This window comes from Phyllobacterium sp. CCNWLW183, from assembly GCF_037203775.1.
GTDB lineage: Bacteria > Pseudomonadota > Alphaproteobacteria > Rhizobiales > Rhizobiaceae > Phyllobacterium > Phyllobacterium ifriqiyense.
The window spans coordinates 748,467-766,238 of sequence record NZ_JBBCBN010000001.1; the positions used below are offsets into that span (position 1 = coordinate 748,467).

The window sequence follows — 17,772 nt, forward strand, 5'->3', positions numbered from 1 at the left end:
CACCTAAAGCCTTAGATGCAAGATCACTTCAACATAGGCCAAAGACTTGCCACCAAGAGAACGGCCATAATGATATTGAACCATTTGAGTCTTACTGGATCGGCAAGCCATCCGCGCATGATCTGGCCAAATGCGGCCCAGCTCGATACAGATGGTATATTGACGACAGCAAAGGCTATGCCGACTATCATCATCGTCGTGAAATAGGCATCCGGCGAGGTATAGGTCGCCATGGCTGTAACGGCCATCACCCACGCCTTGGGGTTGATCCATTGAAAGGCTGCCGCTTCCACAAACGTCATTGGCCGAGCCCTGCTATCAACATTGCTTATGGAGCGAGACATCGCAATTTTATAAGCAAGATAAAGAAGATAGGCTCCGCCTGCGAATTTCAGGACGGTATAAAGCACAGGCATGGCTTCAATTAGTGCGCCAAGCCCGCAGCCTACACCAATCAATAGGGTGAAGAAGCCAGAGCCAATGCCGAACATATGCGGAATGGATCGCCTGAAACCGAAATTAACGCCTGAGGTCAGCAGCATTAAATTGTTCGGTCCCGGCGTTATCGAGGTCACGAAAGCAAAAAGAAGTAGTGTCAGGAAAACATCGAGCGCCATTTAAGAACCAGTCAATGAAAATCCAACATTAAGATCTGGCCTGCCACCGCTCAATATCCAACTTGTCAGGGATACAATTTACCCCTGACAAAAAGAGAATTGATCCTCTGACAGATCACATTCCCAAAGGACCACGGTTCATTGCAGCAACACCGGTCCGGCAGATTTCAACAAGACCAAGCGGCTTCATGATCGCAATAAACTGATCGATTTTCGAACCTTTGCCGGTGATTTCAAAAATGAAGTGCTCGGTTGTGGCATCAGCAACTTTTGCATGAAAAGCATCTGCAAGACGTAATGCTTCATTTCGGTGCTCGCCAAGCCCAGCAACCTTGACCAGTGCCAGTTCGCGCTGGATTGGCCCTGCTTGGCCGAGTTCATCAGCACGGACAGAGAGGTCCACAACACGGTGCACCGGCACGATGCGCTCTAGCTGATGGCGTATCTGGTCAAGAATATGCGGCGTCCCTCGTGTCACAATGGTGATGCGTGACAGATGTTGCTCATGCTCCGTTTCGGAAACCGTCAGGCTTTCGATATTGTAGCCCCGTCCGGAAAAGAGACCGATGACGCGTGCGAGTACACCAGGTTCATTATCCACAAGGACGGACAAGACAGTCGTAACAGGTAGTTCAGTCTCCTTGGCGATGAAATATGCCGAGCCGGAGGCTAGATTTTGAGCGTTCATTCTATTTCTCCGGGTTCTTAAACGAGCTGTCTGCCCTTGGCATCAATAGCGTTTGCAACGGCTTCATCGGTGGCTTCGTCAGGCAGAAGCATCTCATTGTGGGCTTTGCCTGATGGTATCATCGGGAAGCAATTTGCCAGATTGGCAACGCGGCAATCGAAAAGCACAGGCTTTTTGACATCAATCATTTCCTGAATAGCGTCGTCGAGATCGCCAGGCTTTTCACAACGAATACCATGGCCACCATAAGCTTCCGCCAATTTGACAAAGTCCGGCAATGCTTCTGTGTAGGAATGCGACAAGCGATTGCCGTGCAGCAATTGCTGCCACTGACGAACCATACCCATATATTGGTTGTTCAAGATGAAGATCTTGATCGGCGCCTCATATTGAACTGCCGCGCTCATTTCCTGCATGGTCATCTGCACAGACGCATCGCCAGCAATATCGATAACCAACGAGTCAGGATGGGCGATCTGCACCCCCAGCGCCGCCGGCAAACCATATCCCATCGTGCCAAGCCCACCGGATGTCATCCAGCGGTTTGGCTTTTCAAAGCCGTAGAACTGCGCCGCCCACATCTGATGTTGTCCGACTTCCGTCGTAATGTAGGTGTCGCGATCCTTGGTCAGAGCATAGAGGCGTTCAAGCGCGTATTGCGGCATGATAACGTCCTTGTTGCGGGTATAAGACAAGGATTTCCGGCTACGCCACTTGTCAATCTGCAGCCACCAATCATCAATCGCCTTCGCGTCGGGTTTGGTGGATGAAGCACGCAATAAGCGGATCATATCCTCAAGCACCGAGGCAACGTCACCTATCACTGGAATATCGACCCGAACGGCTTTGTTGATTGACGATGGATCGATGTCGATGTGAATCTTTTTCGAATTTGGTGAGAATCCGCTCAGGCGCCCTGTAATGCGGTCATCAAAACGTGCACCAACGTTCACCATGACATCACAGTCATGCATGGTCATATTGGCTTCATACGTGCCATGCATGCCGAGCATTCCCAGCCAATTCTTGCCCGAAGCCGGATAAGCACCAAGCCCCATCAATGTCGATGTGATGGGGAAATTCGTCAGCTGTACCAACTCGCGCAACAATTTGCTTGCTTCATCACCGGAGTTGATGACGCCACCACCCGAATAAATCACCGGGCGCTTTGCCGTCAGCATCAGCGCTACAGCCTGCTTTACGGCTTCGAGGTCTGCCTGGATGGTAGGACGATAACTGGTCCGCGGACTGGTTTCAGGAGGTGTATAAATGCCCGTAGCGAACTGAACGTCCTTGGGAACATCAACCAGAACTGGACCAGGACGTCCGGTACGAGCGATGTGAAACGCTTCGTGCAATATACGGGAGAGATCGTTTACGTCCTTCACCAGCCAGTTATGTTTGGTGCAAGGACGCGTAATCCCAACGGTATCACATTCTTGAAAAGCATCTGATCCGATCAAGCTGGTTGGAACCTGTCCGCTGATGCAAACAAGCGGAATTGAATCCATTAACGCATCTTGAAGTGGGGTAACGGCGTTGGTTGCACCTGGACCGGAAGTAACCAGCATGACACCGACTTTGCCGGTGGAACGAGCATATCCTTCAGCCGCATGACCAGCGCCCTGCTCATGGCGAACAAGAATGTGGTTGATCTTGTCCTGCTGAAAGAGTTCATCATAGATCGGAAGCACAGCACCACCGGGATATCCGAAAATATCGGTCACGCCCTGATCGATAAGAGCCTGCACGACCATTTCGGCGCCAGTCATCTCACGTCGTTGCGAAGTTTTACTGCTATCCTGTTTATCTGCTGTCATCGGTCTCTTCCCGTCTATTCTGCGGCGCAAAGCCTTTCAGAAGGTGCTTTCGTTTAACTGAGATGTAGAAAATAAAAAAGGCCCCCGAGGGAGCCTGTGTTTCGCGCATGGGAGCTTTCGCCGGGTGCTTACAACACCCTGCCCATACGCGGTCCCACGACAATAAGAACTGTTTTCATGGTCGCGGACGATAATTTAGTGATTTCAATCCGTCAACCGGCAAAGTGCAAATCAAGCCAGGTGATTGCGGTCATGGCGATTTAGCATTGGGTCGCTAAGGTATTTTCAATTCCTTGCATGCAAAATAGCCATGTGGCCTGTGTCATCCGACGGGCAATCTAATTGGGATAAACAGCCGATGAGCGCTGAAGCCATGCCTACCGGAGAACCGCGGCCATTTGTTCGCAACAGAGCCGATGGTCATATTATCGAATGCAATGGCCGGACAGCTGTCATTTATGCCCAAACAGGTCCATCAATAAGTGCTTCCGACGATTACTGGACCGTCGGGCAACTTATCTCCATTCAAGTCGACAACGCCCGGATAGTCGGGCTGATATTCAAAGTTGACTTGCCTGAAACCCGATGGGTTTCAGGTTCAGATCAGGATGTGCATGTGCACGTCGAACTTGTCGGACAGGTCAACACGGATGCAAATGACAAACTGACGTTTTCGTCGGGCATCGCAAACTATCCTCATATGGGGGCGATAGCGCATCGTATTCGCGCGACTGATCTGGCCACGATTTACACCGCAAGTCTCAAGAATGCAGTTTCAATAGGACATCTATCGCAGAACGCATCGATCCCTGCCCTGATTTCCATCGAAAGTTTGATTACCCGCCACTTTGCCGTTCTTGGCAGCACAGGCGTCGGAAAATCGAGCGCAGTTTCGCTTCTTTTGCGCAAAATCATCAAGCAGCGCCCAGAACTTCGAATCCTGATCCTTGATCCACATAATGAATTTGCCAGCGCATTTCCCAAAAATGCAATCTCAATAGACCATAATACGTTTGATATGCCCTACTGGTTGTTCAAACTCGAAGAGTTTGCGGAGGCCGTATTCCGGGGACGCCCTGTCATCGCCGGTGAAGTAGATGCCTTGAGGGATTTGATCCCCATGGCCAAGGAACAATTTGCAAATTCAGAGCAACCCGTAGCTCCTTCACTCCTAAAAAGAGACCGGGATTACACATCGATGACGGCTGATACGCCGGCACCCTATCGAATAGCTGACCTAATCAAGTTGATTGATGAACGCATTGGCCAACTTGAAGGCAAGACCGATAGGCCAGTCATGAAGGCTCTGAAACAACGTCTTCAGGCATTGATCGCTGACCCCCGTTATCGGTTCATGTTTACCGCCCCAACGACAATGGACACTATGCGGCAGACCATCAGTCATATTTTCCGCATACCGGCAAATGATAAACCTATCTGCGTTTTTCAGCTGGCCGGATTGCCATCAGAAGTCGTGAACTCTGTTGCGTCCGTATTGTGCCGAATGGCCTTTGATCTGGCTGTTTCAAGCGATGGCACCCTGCAGACATTGGTCGTGTGCGAAGAGGCGCATCGCTACATTCCAGCAAACCCGGACGCCGGATTTTTGCCCACCCGGCAAGCGATCGCCCGTATAGCAAAGGAAGGCCGAAAATATGGGGTTTATCTAGGTGTGATCACGCAACGTCCGGGAGAACTCGATTCCACGATTCTATCGCAATGCAGTACTGTTTTCGCCATGCGGCTGGGAAACGAACGCGATCAGGAAATTATTCGTGGCGCAATCACCGGCGCTTCACAAAGTACAGTCGGCTTTCTGTCATCAATCGCAAATCGTGAGGCCATTGCCTTTGGTGAAGCAGTTCCCACGCCGATGCGTATGATATTCGAGACAATAGCCCCGGAAGACCTTCCTGCGGCAAATATGACGAAGAAGCAAGAATTGGCAAAACCAGACAGTCAGCACTTGAGTCTTGATAGCGTGCTAATACGAATGCGCCAGCTCAATGCCGCTGACGGCATGGCGAAAGACGATATAGACTCGGCATTTCAAACATTTGAGTCCCCCTTCGCCGCACCCAAACCGCAGCCGGAAAAGATTCAATGGCGCAGTACGGAACCGGTCGTGCGGACGGAACAAAGCCAGCCCACTGTTGAAGGCTTTCGCGCAAGCGATCTGATCCGAACATTCCGCAACGATAAAACCTGATAAATCAGGGATATGGCACTCTTTCCCAATCGTCGCCAAGTTGATTGCGAAACCAGGTCATTTGCCGTTTTGCATATTGCCGCGTGGCAATTGTCGCAAGTTCCGCAGCTTGCTCGGCTCTTATTCTTCCGGCCAATACTTCTGCTATTTCCTTAACGCCAATGGCGCGCATGGCTGGCAGTTCTTGTGAAAGTCCAAGCGATAACAAGGACTTGACCTCCTCGATAGCCCCCTCTTCCATCATTGCTTCAAAACGCTTGGCAATACGCGAACCTAGCCACTGCCGATCCGGTTCAATAATGATCTTTCTGGCAGTTGCAGCATTAATCAACGCCCGGCCAGTTTCCTTCTGCCATTCAATGATGGAGCGGCCTGAAGTATCGAAAACTTCAAGCGCACGAACAATTCGCTGACTATCCGTCGGGCGAAGTGATGCGGCAGCCAAAGGGTCTTTCAGCACCAGCATTTCATGGAGTTTTTCCGCTCCCAGTTCACCATCCTGCTTGCGCCAAAAAGAGCGGACAGCCTCTGGGATAGCCGGCATCGTTGAAAGACCGCCGAGGAGTGCACGAAAGTAAAGCCCGGTACCGCCAGCAAAAATCAAAGTCTTTTCAAAGAGTTCCGGAGACTTCAAAAGTCCCTCGACATCGGAAAACCAGCGCCCTGTCGAATAGGCTAGGGAGGGCGAGACGTGTCCATAAAGATAATGAGGCACTCGCTCCAACTCAGCTTTGCCCGGACGCGCGGTCAGCTGTTCCAGCACATTGTAAACTTGCATGGAATCCGTATTGATGATTACGCCATTCAATTCTTCGGCTAAACGAAGCGCGAGCGCTGACTTGCCGCTGGCCGTTGGTCCGGCTATCAGGATTATCTGTCTGTTCAAATCACTGCCCAAATGGAAATCGCCCCATGCCTCTAATGGCTACGCTCATTGCAAATCCTGCCGCATCCAATCTTACACCATCATTGGGGATTAAAGCCTCGGCTGCAGTCAATGCAACAGGTCTTTATTGGCTGGCCGATGGAATTGCCTGTGACATCACCTTGAAAGACACCAGCGACCTCGACGAAGCCAGAGGCCTACTTGCTCGCGCGCTGGACGGAGAACCCATTGATATTGTTATTCAAAATCAGGATGGCAGGCGCAAAAAAATTCTGATTGCAGACATGGATTCAACCATGATTCAGCAGGAGTGTATTGATGAACTGGCCGAGGAAGCCGGGTTGCGCGATGAGGTAGCGGCAATCACCGCGCGAGCCATGAATGGCGAAATCGAGTTCGAACCGGCATTGCGGGAGCGCGTTGCCCTACTGGAGGGCCTGTCATATTCGGTCATCGATAAAGTGATCGCAAGCCGGATTACACTGATGCCGGGCGGACCGGAACTTGTCAGAACCATGAAGAAACACGGCGCCTACACCGCTCTCGTTTCCGGCGGCTTTACCGTATTCACACAACGTATCGCCGAGATGATCGGGTTTAACGAAAATAGTGCTAACATATTGATAGACAATGGAGAAACGCTAACAGGCAAAGTCCAGGAACCCATTCTTGGCCGCGCTGCGAAGGTGGCGGCATTAAGCAGCATTTGCGAGCGTTTTGGCTTTGCGCCGGAAGAAGCGATCGCAGTGGGCGATGGCGCTAATGATCTTGATATGTTGCAACTTGCAGGAACTGGTGTCGCTCTTCATGCTAAACCAGTAGTTGCCGAACAGGCCAAGATTCGAATCGACCACGGGGATTTGACCGCTCTGCTCTATATTCAAGGCTACCGAAAGTCCGACTTCCTTATCTAAGCGCACTCGCCTACCCGCAACTATTTTTCACGCTCTGGTAGAAAAATTTCAGCAAAAATCGAGCATTTTTCAGCAACTTTCAGGAATTATGCTTCGAAATGAACCTGTATCGGTAAAAACCTCGACCGATCAGGGCACTTTCGTACGCAGATTGCGCTTCCCAGTGCTCAGTCCATTTGCAAAGTTACAAATCGCAACTCGCCCGTCTTGGATGCGAGCATGAGGAGCGCATTCTTGCGGCCCTCATCGCGCAGTTTTTCAATACGTGCTGCAACATCCTCCGGAGTCGAAACTGTCTCCTGTGCAATATCGACAATTACATCCCCCGCTTGTATCCGCTTATTGCCTGCAACCGAGTCATCCTGGACTTCTGTTACGAGCACGCCTTCGACTTCTTTGGAGATCCCGAATGACTTGCGGGTATCTTCGTCCAGCACACCCAAGGTCATCCCCAAGACATCAACGCCCTGAATGGCGCCGTCTTCATCCTGATCAGAATCAACAGGTTTCTTGGGAGCTTGTTCACTGTCTTCCAGACGACCAAGCGTGACCTTTACTGTCTGCTCCTTGCCCTTGCGAACAACGACGACATCCACTTCCTTGCCTACGGGGCTTTCAGCAACAACGCGCGGCAGATCTTTGACAGTTGCCACTTCTTTGCCATCGAAGCGAATAATCACATCACCTGCAAGGATGGAGCCGTTGGCGACAGGACCGCCATCGATGATACCGGCAACCAATGCACCCTTGCTGGTGGTCATCCCCAGACTTTCCGCAATATCGTCCGTCACGGGTTGAATACGCACACCCAGCCAGCCGCGACGAGTTTCACCAAATTCCCGCAATTGGGCAATCACGCCGGACGCCAATTCGGCAGGAATGGCAAAGCCGATACCAATTGAGCCACCGGTAGGCGAGATAATCGCGGTATTGATACCGATGACCTGTCCATACATATCAAACAGCGGCCCGCCGGAATTACCGCGATTGATCGCTGCATCGGTCTGGATAAAATTGTCATAGGGGCCAGAATTAATATCGCGGTTGCGTGCAGAAACAATTCCGACTGTCACAGTGCCACCGAAACCAAAGGGATTACCGATTGCCATAACCCAATCGCCAATGCGCGTTTTCGAAGAATCGCCAAATTTCACAGCAACAAGCTTGTGCTTCTTCGGATCAACCTTGAGAACGGCAAGGTCCGTCTTGGTATCTTTACCGACCAATTCGGCTTTCAGTTTCGAGCCATCACTAAAGTTGACCTCGATTTCGTCTGCATCAGCGATCACATGATTATTGGTTACGATAATGCCCTCTTGGGCATCAACGACGAAACCTGAACCCAATGACTGCACCTGACGGGATGGATTGTTTTGCCCCGGTTGTTGCTTACCGAAATAGTCATTGAAGAATTCCTGAAAGGGCGAGCCCTCGGGAACTTTCGGCATCGGGATCGGACCAGAATCCCCGTCCTGTCCCTTAACGGTCTGCGATGTGGAAATATTCACCACAGCGCCCAGGAGACCCTCGGCAAGATCGGCCACAGAAGCCGGGCCCTGCGCTCTTGGCTGCGCACTATTGGGAACAGTTGGCGCCTGCGTCTGCGCATTTGCCACCGTGACGAGTGCCGGTGGAAATCCGGTGGCTGCCAAGGCAGTCAATGCAATTGCGGCTGTAGCAGAACGGAGTGCTTTGCGGGCAGTGCTAGAAACCATGACAACAGGCCTTTTCAATAAGGTCGGAATATTTCAGGCCAGCAGAACCACCACTATGGTCGAAAGTATGGCCGGACAGAGCAAATTTTATTTATATAGAGCCAATTCTGTTTCACGGATAACGAGACAATCCACGCGGAAGGCAGCGAGGTCGATGTGGTTCCATCGAACGAACTGCCTGACCCGCAGAATGACTCTCTATAAACAAAACCTGCCCTAGCTATTTCAGCGTTTATTTGGTTGGAGTTCAACTCAAGATTTGCTGATTGAGATCGACAGCAATATCTAGCTCTAACCGCGGACCAGCCAAACAACGGCCACGCCAATTGCAATCGATGCAACGCCAGCTACACGCAGGAAACCATCGGGTTGCTCGCTGACATCGCGAGCAACCCGTTTGGCTACGATTGGAAAACACCCGTAGAGCAATCCTTCAAAAACAAGGAACAGTCCGACGGCATCCAAAAAATCAGTCATCAGCCGATCCTGCCCCCTATTGAGGGGCAGGTGTTGTTGCAGCAGGCGCAGGCGGTGCGGAACCGCTAACTGGCGGCAATGCTCCACCAGCATCCTGGAAGTAACGGAAAAACTCGGAGTTAGGTGAAAGTACCATCGTCGTTCCGGTGTTTTCCAGTGCAGTGCCATAGGCCGACATTGACCTATAGAAAGCAAAGAAATCGGGATCTTTCGAGAATACATCCGCGAAGATACGGCTGCGTTCGCCTTCACCCTGACCGCGGATAATTTCCGATTCCTTGCGGGCTTCGGCAACGATCTCAACCACCTGACGATCGGCAATCGCCTTAATCCGCTGTGCAGCTTCACGGCCACGCGCACGCAGACGTTCAGCTTCAGCAAGACGCTCGGCGCTCATACGGGCAAAGGTCTGCTGGGATACTTCTTGAGTTAGATCCGTACGGCGAATACGTACATCGGTGATCTGCAATCCAAGCGATTCAGAGTCAGGACGCAATTGTTCACGCACCTCAAGCATCATGCCTGCACGTTCATCCGACAAAGCAGCTTCAAAGCCGCGCAAGCCGTAAACGCCACGCAGGGCTGCATCAAGACGCGTGCGTAGGCGGGCTTCCGCCAGAGTCACGTCGCCCGAAACGGTCTGACGGAATTTACGAGGATCGGTGATGCGATAGACGAGGAAGGCATCGACTTCGTAGAACTTGCCGCCCGAAACCTGAACACGGATATTATCGAGTTCAAAGCTGAGAGCACGATTTTCGATCATCTGAACATTATCTGCTTCAAGAAAGCCGAAAGGCATTTTGAAATAGATACCGGGCTCGGATTCCACATCGACAATTTCACCGAAGCGCAGAACGATGGCCTGCTGACCAGCGCGTACAACAAAGATTGACGCATAAACAAGAAGCGCAGCGAAGAGGATTACACCGACATAAATCGGGAGACGATTCTGGTTCATCACTGTGCTCCTCCGGTCGCGGGTTTCGCCTGTTTGCTCAGTTCCGGCAATGGTAGATAGGGAACAACGCCCTGCCCGTTCTGATCAACAATGACCTTGGTAGAGTCTTTCAGCACACGCTCCATGGTTTCAAGGAAAAGACGCTTACGGGTAACTTCCGGCGCCTTGACATATTCATCGTAGACTGAGGTAAAGCGCTGGGCCTCACCCGCTGCTTCCTGAACGATACGGTTTTTATAAGCCGCAGCATCTTCACGAATCTGCGCGCCCTCACCGCGAGCCTGACCAAGCTTCTGGTTGGAATATTGATTGGATTCCTCAACGAAACGATCTTCGTCCTGTTCAGCACGCTGAACTTCGTCGAAGGCGTCTGCAACTTCGCGCGGTGGAGCTGCATCTTCAATTGAAAGAGCATTGATAGCAATGCCAGCGCCATATTCATCAAGCGTTTTCTGGATAATGTTGCGCACGTCGTTGGCAATGCCTGCGCGATTATCACGGAAAATATCCTGAGCTGGACTGCGGCCAACAATCTCGCGCATAGCGCTTTCAGAAACCTGCTGTACCAGATTTTCCGGATTTTCGACCTTGAACAGATAGGAAACCGGATCGGAAACACGATAAAGCACCGAGAACTGAACATCGACGATGTTCTGGTCACCCGAAAGCATCAGGCCTTCCTTGGCGCCGCGTGTACCTTGTCCGCCAATATTCTTCTGCTTTTCAACAATCTCCACCTTTTCGTAGGATTCGATTGGCCAGAAGTGGAAATGCAAGCCAGGCTCGGAAATATCGGTCTTCGGTTTACCAAAACGCAGTTCGACTGCACGTTCGTCTGGCTGAACAGTATAAACAGACTGGAACACCCAGAAAGCCACAAGGGCAAGTCCGATCAGGCCCCAGATAGCTGGACTACCGCCGGTGCCACCGGGGATTGCTTGCCGCAGACGGTCTTGACCGCGGCGGAAAATGTCTTCGAGGTCCGGAGGCGTCTTGCCTCCACCGCCACCTTGTGGTTTTTGACCCCAAGGGCCACCACCACCGCCATTATTATTACCGCCACCGCCCCAAGGGCCGCCGCCACCGTTCTGATTACTCCAGGGCATTCCTACCTCTTAATTTGAACGAAAATCACCACCCTGTGGCTACCCCTCGCAGCACATGCCCCTAAAAACCGGAATCGATTTTTAGAATGGGCCATGCGCTATTTTAACGCTCTACTGAGACCTTTGCGTCGCCATTCTGACACGGGACGCAGTAGCTCAACATCCCGTTTATAGGGATGGCGAGGTTGGCTTTCAACGCACACCGATGCTTTTCTGAGCCTTTTGCTGAAAAACCAAACAATTATCGTCAGTTATCACAATATTTTCATAATATGCGGCGTGTCGGCAAGCTTAATGGCGACGCTCGTAGACGATATAGCGTGTCGGATAGTTGTCTTTTTCCCCAGCGGGAAATTCTTCGCTGGACGATTCCGACCAGATGGCAGGATCGATCTCGGGAAAATGGACATCGCCTTCCACGCTCGCTAGCACCCATGTCACATACAACCTGTCAGCACGGTTGAGGCATTGCCGGAATATCTCGCCGCCGCCGATAATGCAAATCTCATTGACCTGATCAGCGCCCGCGTGGCTGCCCGCAATCAGCAGCGCTTCGTCAACGGACCTGGCCGAGACTACCCCCTCGACATTGAAAGCTGGATCGCGCGTAATGACGATATTTGTGCGTCCCGGCAAAGGCTTGCCAAGCGAATCCCATGTCTTGCGACCCATGATGATGGGTTTGCCCATGGTAATCGCCTTGAACCGCTTCAAATCCGAAGATAATCGCCATGGCAGATCATTATCCCGTCCAATCACACCATTCTGCGCAATGGCAACTACAAAGCTGATCATTCAGACTTATTCCTCTTCAGAAGCAGTATTTCCAAATCGCGCTCGGGCCAGAAATCTTCAGCAGTCATCTCAAAGGTTGTGGGACCGGTTTTTCTGACATTCTGCCCACAAAAACTGATCAGATTCTCTGTGTCGCCCTTATCGATCGTAAGTTTGAACTTCTTGATAGGGCCTGCCCAATTACCACCTGTGGTAAGGATATATGATATCCAGTTTTCATAGAGCACGGTTCGCTCGGGCCCAGCCTTCTTGACGATTTTTGCAACGCTTTGATTGAAGCTCTTGTCACGGCAATACTTCTGCGCGTGGTCAAAATTGGGGCCATGGGTACTGTTATCATCGGGATCAAAATTCAGGCTGACAGTTCCGCCGACACTGGGCTTGTAGCGATGCGATACACGCACATCCTTTCCTGCCGGAAAATGGCCCACCCACCAATAGGTCGACTTGAGCAACCAGCCCGGTGCAAATTCAGAATCATCACTATTTTGGAGAATACCGCGTTTCAGCCAATCCTGTTTTGTGGCGGTATCCAACTTGTCAATCGCCGCTTGGACCGAAGCATTTTGCGGTGACACTGGAATTGCACTCGAAATGAGGGCGTCAGTAACATCAAGACCGCCGGCCAGGCCACGCTGTTGCAGCTCGGGCTTGATCGGCTTGCCATCAATGGCGACTGTAAAGTCCAGAAAATTGTCCGAGCCCATATCCGGAATGGCAATATCGGATTCGTAACGGGGTTCGAGATCAGGCATGGGGAAAGCAATAATGTTCTCCACATCGCCATCCGAATTGTTTCTGAACACATAATCGACGCGTATCTCGTTTTCCGAAATGAACAGGTCTTCCTGTTCCATGGAAATGATTGAATTGCGCGTGTAGATCAGACCGCCAGTTCCTACCGATGCGGTTGTATCATTAGCCAGACCTGGCGATGAAACCAGAAGCAGCAATGTCTGAAGAGCGACGAGAGACAATCTGACAGTCATTTTCACTCTCCGCGAAGATGGTCCAGAGCATTTTCAACTAAAACGATGTCATGAATCGCTCTAGACGGCGATGGGCGCCTTAATGGCCGGCTCAGCGACGTAATCAACGAGACGGAAATTATCATATTTAAAAGCAAAGAGATCAGTCACATCAGGATTGATCTGCATAATAGGCAATGGACCCGGCTTGCGCGCAAGTTGTAATCGCGCCTGCTCGAAATGGTTTGCATAAAGATGCGCATCGCCAAGCGTGTGAACAAAATCACCCGGTTTCAAACCTGTCACCTGAGCAATCATCATCGTCAACAGCGCATAAGAGGCGATGTTGAACGGAACGCCCAGAAAAATATCGGCGGATCGTTGGTAAAGCTGGCAGGACAGTTTGCCATCAGACACATAAAACTGGAACAGGCAGTGGCATGGCGGCAGCGCCATCTCGTCTACAAGCGCGGGATTCCATGCCGAAACGATCAGACGCCGTGAATTGGGGTTGTTCCGTATGGCACTCAGTAGCCCGGCAATCTGATCAATATGCCCGCCATCCGGTGTCGGCCATGAGCGCCATTGATAGCCATAGACGGGGCCGAGATCGCCGTTTTCGTCAGCCCATTCGTCCCAAATCGTTACGCCATTATCACGCAGATAGGCAATGTTGGTGTCGCCTTTCAGGAACCACAACAACTCGTGGATAATCGACTTGAGATGCAGTTTCTTCGTGGTGAGAACGGGAAACCCTGCGGCCAGATCAAATCGCATTTGATAGCCGAAAACCGAACGCGTGCCCGTGCCCGTGCGATCACCACGGTCGGCACCGTTGTCAAGGACGTGCTGTAGAAGATCAAGATAAGTGCGCATCGTTTCTCTTTAGCAGATTCGACTGACTAAATAGTAAAACTTGTGCGTGATCCACAGCACTGCAAACAGAAAAGCCCTGCGGATTCCCACAAGGCTTTCTCTTTTGAGGCGAAGATCAGATGCTACCCAACGCTCCAAGAGCCTTAGCGGTCAGATAGTAAAATGTAACGCGGCTCTTGGTACGGTCGTCCTTCATTGTTGCGCATACGGACTCGATTGCGGCATCGGCTTTGGCCACATCTGTCAGGCCAAGCTTCTTTTCCACCCAATTGGTGCGAACGCGCGCCAATTCTTCAGGATCAGAACAGGATACCAGTGATGAATCCCGGTTGCGTAGAGCAATGCCGAGATGTTTGACGATCTTTGCAACGACAGCTTCATCAGCCGCAGCATCATAATGACGGACATCGGTTAGATAGTCACTCATGTAAAAATCTCCTGATTGCTAGGCCCAATGCGCTGCATTGCAACCTCCCCTGACAATGAAGACATGGCGCGTTGCGGAAAACAGGCTGGCCAATGTCCACGCTAGACAAAAGGAACATTCCTCAGCAATACCCCCAAGTCAATCACTCTTTGGCTCGTCCGATGTCAGGCTTTATCGCGAAACCGCTTTCGAAATCGTCCGCCAAAGGATAGTACAGCGGCATCAAATGACAGGAAGGCACCGCCATGGATACTGTGGAAATTACGACGCGCAGCGATTTTGCCATGTGGGCGATTGAGCGCGCGCAGGAGATAGTGCGATCCGAAGGGTCCGCTCTTGCCCTCGCCGCGCGCGATATGGATGAGGCCGGATTGAAAGAGTCCGGAGCAGCGCTGGGCAAGGCCATTGCCGATGCTATGCTGGAAGTCTTTGACGGCCTTGTCCCTGAGTAAGCGTACAGAGCTCTATCAGGCCGCCGATCTGCCCATTTCCAACTCACGTGTGCGACCAATGCGTGTCATCAACTCTTCGAACATTGCATCGCGCTTCAGCTGGACTGCATAGTGGCGGTGCAATTCGGAAACCAGCCTGCCTTTACGGCCCAATTGTTCATCGGCATAGCCAACCATCAATGAGTTCGGCCAGGCCTGAGGCCGGATTGTTCGCAGTCTCTCGAAAAGCCGATCTTCAGCCTCATCCGGACTGGCTTGCGCCATAAGCGTCAGCATAGCGGCAGTCGAGCGTGAAACGCCCATATGGCAATGCACAAGCAGGTGGCCCTCAACGCGATCTTCTGCCGATTGAAGAAGGCGAGAGCCGAAGTTGAGTATTTCCGTCACATGATGTTGCTGAGGTAGAACACGATCTGGCGCAGGGTCGATAATGTCGTGAAATTGCAGGATTGTGCGGTCATGGACACCATAGGACTGAAACGCTTCCAGCTCTGGCCAGTCGGGATCAACGATTGAAAGCACATGGCTGACGCCGCGCTCCCTTTGGCCGGGAAGTTCATCGATACCGCATATTGTAAGCGTGGATATTTTCAACGTCTGCATGATCTGACCGCTTTCTGGTGACTGTTGGCTCTGCTTATAAGGGAACCGAGCAGTCGCCGCTACACTTGCATCAACCGGAAAATCAATGATTTGCGCGTTGATTTAATTATGCGGCACACCTATATACGTTCCGCTGGCTTCGGCCAGCTATGGTGATAAACGGACGATGAAATAAGCCCATTGGACCCGGGGGCGGTACCCGGCGCCTCCACCACAATGCAGCAGAACAACGCTGCCTTGTGGCGGGGGCGAAATAGGATCGACAAGGGTGTAAAGATCGAACTTTTGCCCGGCATTGTACCACCGTTATCGGGCTAACTCAGTAGTTGCAAACGACAACTATGCGGAAGCACGTATCGCTGCTTAATGCAGTGCTATAGCTTCAAATCAAGTCCTAGGGGTTCGCACTTCTAGGCGGGGTTCGGAGGTACCTGGCAACAGAAACCTCCACTTCCTCTCCTTCAAAATCTTTAAAACACTCCTTCGCATTTCTGCGTTGTGACCTCCTGCTGCCTTTGCGCTTGCAAACTCCTGCTTGACGATCGCGTTTGTCAGGCGTATATAACCATTAAGTTAAATAACCGAATGGTTCTACAGCAATGCAAACTGACCGCCTCGACAATATTTTTTCTGCGCTGGCCGACCCTACCCGCCGGGCGATTCTTGCGCGGCTTTCACTCGGAACAACTTCGGTAACGGAACTGGCAGAACCTTTCGAAATGTCAGGCCCCGCTATTTCAAAACATCTGAAGGTTTTGGAACGCGCAGGCCTGGTCATTCGTGGCCGGGAAGCGCAGTGGCGGCCATGCAGCCTCAATGCTGCACCGCTGAAGGAAGTCGAGACCTGGATCGAACATTATAAACGCTTCTGGGAAAACAGCTTCGACCGGTTGGAAGAATATCTGGAAGAGCTACAGGTGGAGGACAAGAAAAATGATTCAGAACAATAGTGCCGAAATAGCAAACACTGTTGCCGGGCGCGTCCTGACTATCAATCGGGTTTTCAATGCCCCACGTTCCGTAGTTTTCAAGGCGTTCACCGACCCGAAACGAATGCTGCAATGGCTTGGGCCCCGGGACTATCCCGCAAGTTTCGTGGAAGCGGATGTTCGCCCCGGTGGCAAATGGCGGGCATGCCTGGACTCGGCGGCAAATGGCGAAGAACTTTGGCACGGCGGAATCTATCATGAGGTCGTACCAGACGAACGGCTCGTCTTCACATTTGCATGGGATCAGGAAGACGGAAAAGCAGGCAGGGAAACGCTTGTCAAAATCGATTTCGAAGACTTGGCCGGCAAGACCAAAATGCAGTTTCAACAGTCCGAGTTCGACACAGTGGAAAATTGTGAAGGCCACCGGCAGGGTTGGAACAGCGCCTTCGACAGGCTGGAAGAACTGCTCGCCTGAAATCAGCAGCGACGAAGCAACAGCAACAGGAGATGATCATGCAACACCAGATCGTATCACGAGAACAATGGCTCGAAGCGCGCACTGCACTGCTCGAAAAAGAAAAAGCCTTTACCAAAGCGCAAGAGCGCATGAGTGCGGAAAAACGCGCGCTGCCTTGGGTAAAAATCGAAAAGGATTATGTCTTTGATAGCCCTTCAGGAAAGGTAACGCTCTCTGATTTGTTCAACGGACACAGCCAGCTTTTCATCAAGCATTTCATGTTGGCACCCGGTCAGGAAAAACCATGTTTCGGTTGCGGCCTCGTTGTGGATCACGTGGAAGGCATTTTACGGCATTTGGCAAATAATGACGTGTCTTATGTCGCCATTGCGCGGGCGCCAATTGCTGAAATCGAAGCTGCCCGTAAATCCATGGGCTGGAACTTTCCCTGGGTGTCGTCTTTCAATAACGACTTCAACTATGATTTTGACGTTTCATTTACTGCGGAGGAAAGAGAGAAAGGCACGGCATTCTACAATTATGAATATGGCGACCCGGGGATCGACGATTTGTCGGGCGGCAGCGTGTTCTACAAGGATGAAGACGGCCAGATCTATCATACCTATTCAGCATTTGGCCGCGGTGATGAGCAATTCCTTGGTGTCTACGCCTATTTCGACATCATGCCAAAGGGCCGCAATGAAAATGGTCCGCATTTCAATCTTGGCGATTGGGCGCGGCTGAAAAACACCAATGGCCGGACCAGCAATCCGCCGGCGCCAATCCACGAGCAAGCCGCTGCATGCGCTTGTTCGACACATAGCTGACTTTGCACCATGTGCTGCACACTCATTGCACTGTGCATCGCA

The 17,772-nt window shown here is 51.6% G+C and carries 19 protein-coding genes and 1 other RNA gene; 7 read left to right on the top strand and 13 right to left on the bottom strand.

Annotated elements, in window-relative coordinates:
• Positions 1 to 23: 23 nt before the first annotated feature.
• The 3 genes from V9K95_RS03520 to V9K95_RS03530 form a co-directional block, all read right to left on the bottom strand.
• Complete coding sequence (locus V9K95_RS03520) at positions 24 to 617, bottom strand: LysE family translocator (protein WP_115052605.1); 594 nt, start codon at positions 615 to 617, stop codon at positions 24 to 26.
• A 115-nt stretch (positions 618 to 732) separates the two neighbouring features.
• Positions 733 to 1,305, bottom strand: coding sequence for an acetolactate synthase small subunit (gene ilvN, locus V9K95_RS03525; RefSeq protein WP_115052604.1), 573 nt, complete (start codon positions 1,303 to 1,305; stop codon positions 733 to 735).
• A 17-nt stretch (positions 1,306 to 1,322) separates the two neighbouring features.
• Positions 1,323 to 3,125 carry an acetolactate synthase 3 large subunit gene (locus V9K95_RS03530; protein ID WP_115052603.1) on the bottom strand — a complete coding sequence of 601 codons (1,803 nt, stop codon included), beginning with the start codon at positions 3,123 to 3,125 and terminating at the stop codon, positions 1,323 to 1,325.
• Between the two features lie 358 nt (positions 3,126 to 3,483).
• On the opposite strand from V9K95_RS03530, the gene V9K95_RS03535 reads away from it, so the two are divergent.
• Entirely contained in the window at positions 3,484 to 5,334 is a 1,851-nt protein-coding gene (locus V9K95_RS03535; protein WP_336439808.1) for an ATP-binding protein, read from the top strand.
• A gap of 4 nt (positions 5,335 to 5,338) precedes the next feature.
• Here the strand turns inward: V9K95_RS03535 and miaA are convergent, their stop codons facing one another.
• On the bottom strand, positions 5,339 to 6,232 hold the full coding sequence (miaA, locus tag V9K95_RS03540; protein ID WP_370878831.1) for a tRNA (adenosine(37)-N6)-dimethylallyltransferase MiaA: 894 nt from the start codon (positions 6,230 to 6,232) through the stop codon (positions 5,339 to 5,341).
• Positions 6,233 to 6,246: 14 nt separating this feature from the next.
• On the opposite strand from miaA, the gene serB reads away from it, so the two are divergent.
• Entirely contained in the window at positions 6,247 to 7,134 is an 888-nt protein-coding gene (serB, locus tag V9K95_RS03545; RefSeq protein WP_336439807.1) for a phosphoserine phosphatase SerB, read from the top strand.
• A gap of 167 nt (positions 7,135 to 7,301) precedes the next feature.
• Here serB and V9K95_RS03550 read toward each other — a convergent pair whose 3' ends face one another.
• From V9K95_RS03550 to V9K95_RS03585, 8 genes are all read right to left on the bottom strand, one after another.
• Entirely contained in the window at positions 7,302 to 8,795 is a 1,494-nt protein-coding gene (locus V9K95_RS03550) for a DegQ family serine endoprotease (protein ID WP_370878872.1), read from the bottom strand.
• A 345-nt stretch (positions 8,796 to 9,140) separates the two neighbouring features.
• Entirely contained in the window at positions 9,141 to 9,326 is a 186-nt protein-coding gene (locus tag V9K95_RS03555; protein ID WP_115052599.1) for a DUF2065 domain-containing protein, read from the bottom strand.
• 16 nt (positions 9,327 to 9,342) lie between these two features.
• Positions 9,343 to 10,287 (bottom strand): protease modulator HflC, encoded by a 945-nt coding sequence (gene hflC, locus V9K95_RS03560; protein WP_336439806.1) that lies wholly within the window; start codon positions 10,285 to 10,287, stop codon positions 9,343 to 9,345.
• Positions 10,287 to 11,393 (bottom strand): FtsH protease activity modulator HflK, encoded by a 1,107-nt coding sequence (gene hflK, locus V9K95_RS03565; protein WP_115052597.1) that lies wholly within the window; start codon positions 11,391 to 11,393, stop codon positions 10,287 to 10,289. Before hflK ends, hflC begins: the two co-directional genes overlap by 1 nt.
• A gap of 291 nt (positions 11,394 to 11,684) precedes the next feature.
• Positions 11,685 to 12,188: a dihydrofolate reductase gene (locus V9K95_RS03570; RefSeq protein ID WP_336439805.1), complete on the bottom strand. Its 504-nt coding sequence runs from the start codon at positions 12,186 to 12,188 to the stop codon at positions 11,685 to 11,687.
• Positions 12,185 to 13,177, bottom strand: coding sequence for a DUF4424 domain-containing protein (locus tag V9K95_RS03575; protein ID WP_336439804.1), 993 nt, complete (start codon positions 13,175 to 13,177; stop codon positions 12,185 to 12,187). The genes V9K95_RS03570 and V9K95_RS03575 overlap by 4 nt, the downstream gene beginning before the upstream one ends.
• A gap of 60 nt (positions 13,178 to 13,237) precedes the next feature.
• Positions 13,238 to 14,032: a thymidylate synthase gene (locus tag V9K95_RS03580; protein WP_336439803.1), complete on the bottom strand. Its 795-nt coding sequence runs from the start codon at positions 14,030 to 14,032 to the stop codon at positions 13,238 to 13,240.
• 115 nt (positions 14,033 to 14,147) lie between these two features.
• Positions 14,148 to 14,459: a DUF2853 family protein gene (locus V9K95_RS03585; protein WP_115052593.1), complete on the bottom strand. Its 312-nt coding sequence runs from the start codon at positions 14,457 to 14,459 to the stop codon at positions 14,148 to 14,150.
• Between the two features lie 245 nt (positions 14,460 to 14,704).
• Here V9K95_RS03585 and V9K95_RS03590 point away from each other — a divergent pair, with 245 nt between their 5' ends.
• Complete coding sequence (locus tag V9K95_RS03590) at positions 14,705 to 14,911, top strand: hypothetical protein (protein ID WP_115052592.1); 207 nt, start codon at positions 14,705 to 14,707, stop codon at positions 14,909 to 14,911.
• Between the two features lie 15 nt (positions 14,912 to 14,926).
• Here V9K95_RS03590 and V9K95_RS03595 read toward each other — a convergent pair whose 3' ends face one another.
• On the bottom strand, positions 14,927 to 15,514 hold the full coding sequence (locus tag V9K95_RS03595) for a tyrosine phosphatase family protein (RefSeq protein ID WP_115053249.1): 588 nt from the start codon (positions 15,512 to 15,514) through the stop codon (positions 14,927 to 14,929).
• 93 nt (positions 15,515 to 15,607) lie between these two features.
• Between V9K95_RS03595 and ssrA the strand changes: the two genes are divergently transcribed.
• From ssrA to V9K95_RS03615, 4 genes are all read left to right on the top strand, one after another.
• Positions 15,608 to 15,966: a transfer-messenger RNA gene (gene ssrA / locus V9K95_RS03600) on the top strand.
• Positions 15,967 to 16,113: 147 nt separating this feature from the next.
• Positions 16,114 to 16,464 (top strand): ArsR/SmtB family transcription factor, encoded by a 351-nt coding sequence (locus tag V9K95_RS03605; RefSeq protein ID WP_115052591.1) that lies wholly within the window; start codon positions 16,114 to 16,116, stop codon positions 16,462 to 16,464.
• Positions 16,448 to 16,921, top strand: a complete 474-nt coding sequence (locus tag V9K95_RS03610) for an SRPBCC family protein (protein ID WP_115052590.1) — start codon at positions 16,448 to 16,450, stop codon at positions 16,919 to 16,921. Before V9K95_RS03605 ends, V9K95_RS03610 begins: the two co-directional genes overlap by 17 nt.
• A 38-nt stretch (positions 16,922 to 16,959) precedes the next feature.
• Entirely contained in the window at positions 16,960 to 17,730 is a 771-nt protein-coding gene (locus V9K95_RS03615; RefSeq protein WP_115052589.1) for a DUF899 family protein, read from the top strand.
• The last annotated feature ends 42 nt before the right edge of the window (positions 17,731 to 17,772 follow it).

What these genes read in the sequence shown, in the direction of transcription:
- V9K95_RS03520 (WP_115052605.1), bottom strand. Translation starts at nt 617, where the DNA reads ATGGCGCTCGATGTTTTCCTGACACTACTTCTTTTTGCTTTCGTGACC.
- ilvN (WP_115052604.1), bottom strand. Translation starts at nt 1,305, where the DNA reads ATGAACGCTCAAAATCTAGCCTCCGGCTCGGCATATTTCATCGCCAAG.
- V9K95_RS03530 (WP_115052603.1), bottom strand. Translation starts at nt 3,125, where the DNA reads ATGACAGCAGATAAACAGGATAGCAGTAAAACTTCGCAACGACGTGAG.
- V9K95_RS03535 (WP_336439808.1), top strand. Translation starts at nt 3,484, where the DNA reads ATGAGCGCTGAAGCCATGCCTACCGGAGAACCGCGGCCATTTGTTCGC.
- serB (WP_336439807.1), top strand. Translation starts at nt 6,247, where the DNA reads ATGCCTCTAATGGCTACGCTCATTGCAAATCCTGCCGCATCCAATCTT.
- V9K95_RS03555 (WP_115052599.1), bottom strand. Translation starts at nt 9,326, where the DNA reads ATGACTGATTTTTTGGATGCCGTCGGACTGTTCCTTGTTTTTGAAGGA.
- hflC (WP_336439806.1), bottom strand. Translation starts at nt 10,287, where the DNA reads ATGAACCAGAATCGTCTCCCGATTTATGTCGGTGTAATCCTCTTCGCT.
- hflK (WP_115052597.1), bottom strand. Translation starts at nt 11,393, where the DNA reads ATGCCCTGGAGTAATCAGAACGGTGGCGGCGGCCCTTGGGGCGGTGGC.
- V9K95_RS03570 (WP_336439805.1), bottom strand. Translation starts at nt 12,188, where the DNA reads ATGATCAGCTTTGTAGTTGCCATTGCGCAGAATGGTGTGATTGGACGG.
- V9K95_RS03575 (WP_336439804.1), bottom strand. Translation starts at nt 13,177, where the DNA reads ATGACTGTCAGATTGTCTCTCGTCGCTCTTCAGACATTGCTGCTTCTG.
- V9K95_RS03580 (WP_336439803.1), bottom strand. Translation starts at nt 14,032, where the DNA reads ATGCGCACTTATCTTGATCTTCTACAGCACGTCCTTGACAACGGTGCC.
- V9K95_RS03585 (WP_115052593.1), bottom strand. Translation starts at nt 14,459, where the DNA reads ATGAGTGACTATCTAACCGATGTCCGTCATTATGATGCTGCGGCTGAT.
- V9K95_RS03590 (WP_115052592.1), top strand. Translation starts at nt 14,705, where the DNA reads ATGGATACTGTGGAAATTACGACGCGCAGCGATTTTGCCATGTGGGCG.
- V9K95_RS03595 (WP_115053249.1), bottom strand. Translation starts at nt 15,514, where the DNA reads ATGCAGACGTTGAAAATATCCACGCTTACAATATGCGGTATCGATGAA.
- V9K95_RS03605 (WP_115052591.1), top strand. Translation starts at nt 16,114, where the DNA reads ATGCAAACTGACCGCCTCGACAATATTTTTTCTGCGCTGGCCGACCCT.
- V9K95_RS03610 (WP_115052590.1), top strand. Translation starts at nt 16,448, where the DNA reads ATGATTCAGAACAATAGTGCCGAAATAGCAAACACTGTTGCCGGGCGC.
- V9K95_RS03615 (WP_115052589.1), top strand. Translation starts at nt 16,960, where the DNA reads ATGCAACACCAGATCGTATCACGAGAACAATGGCTCGAAGCGCGCACT.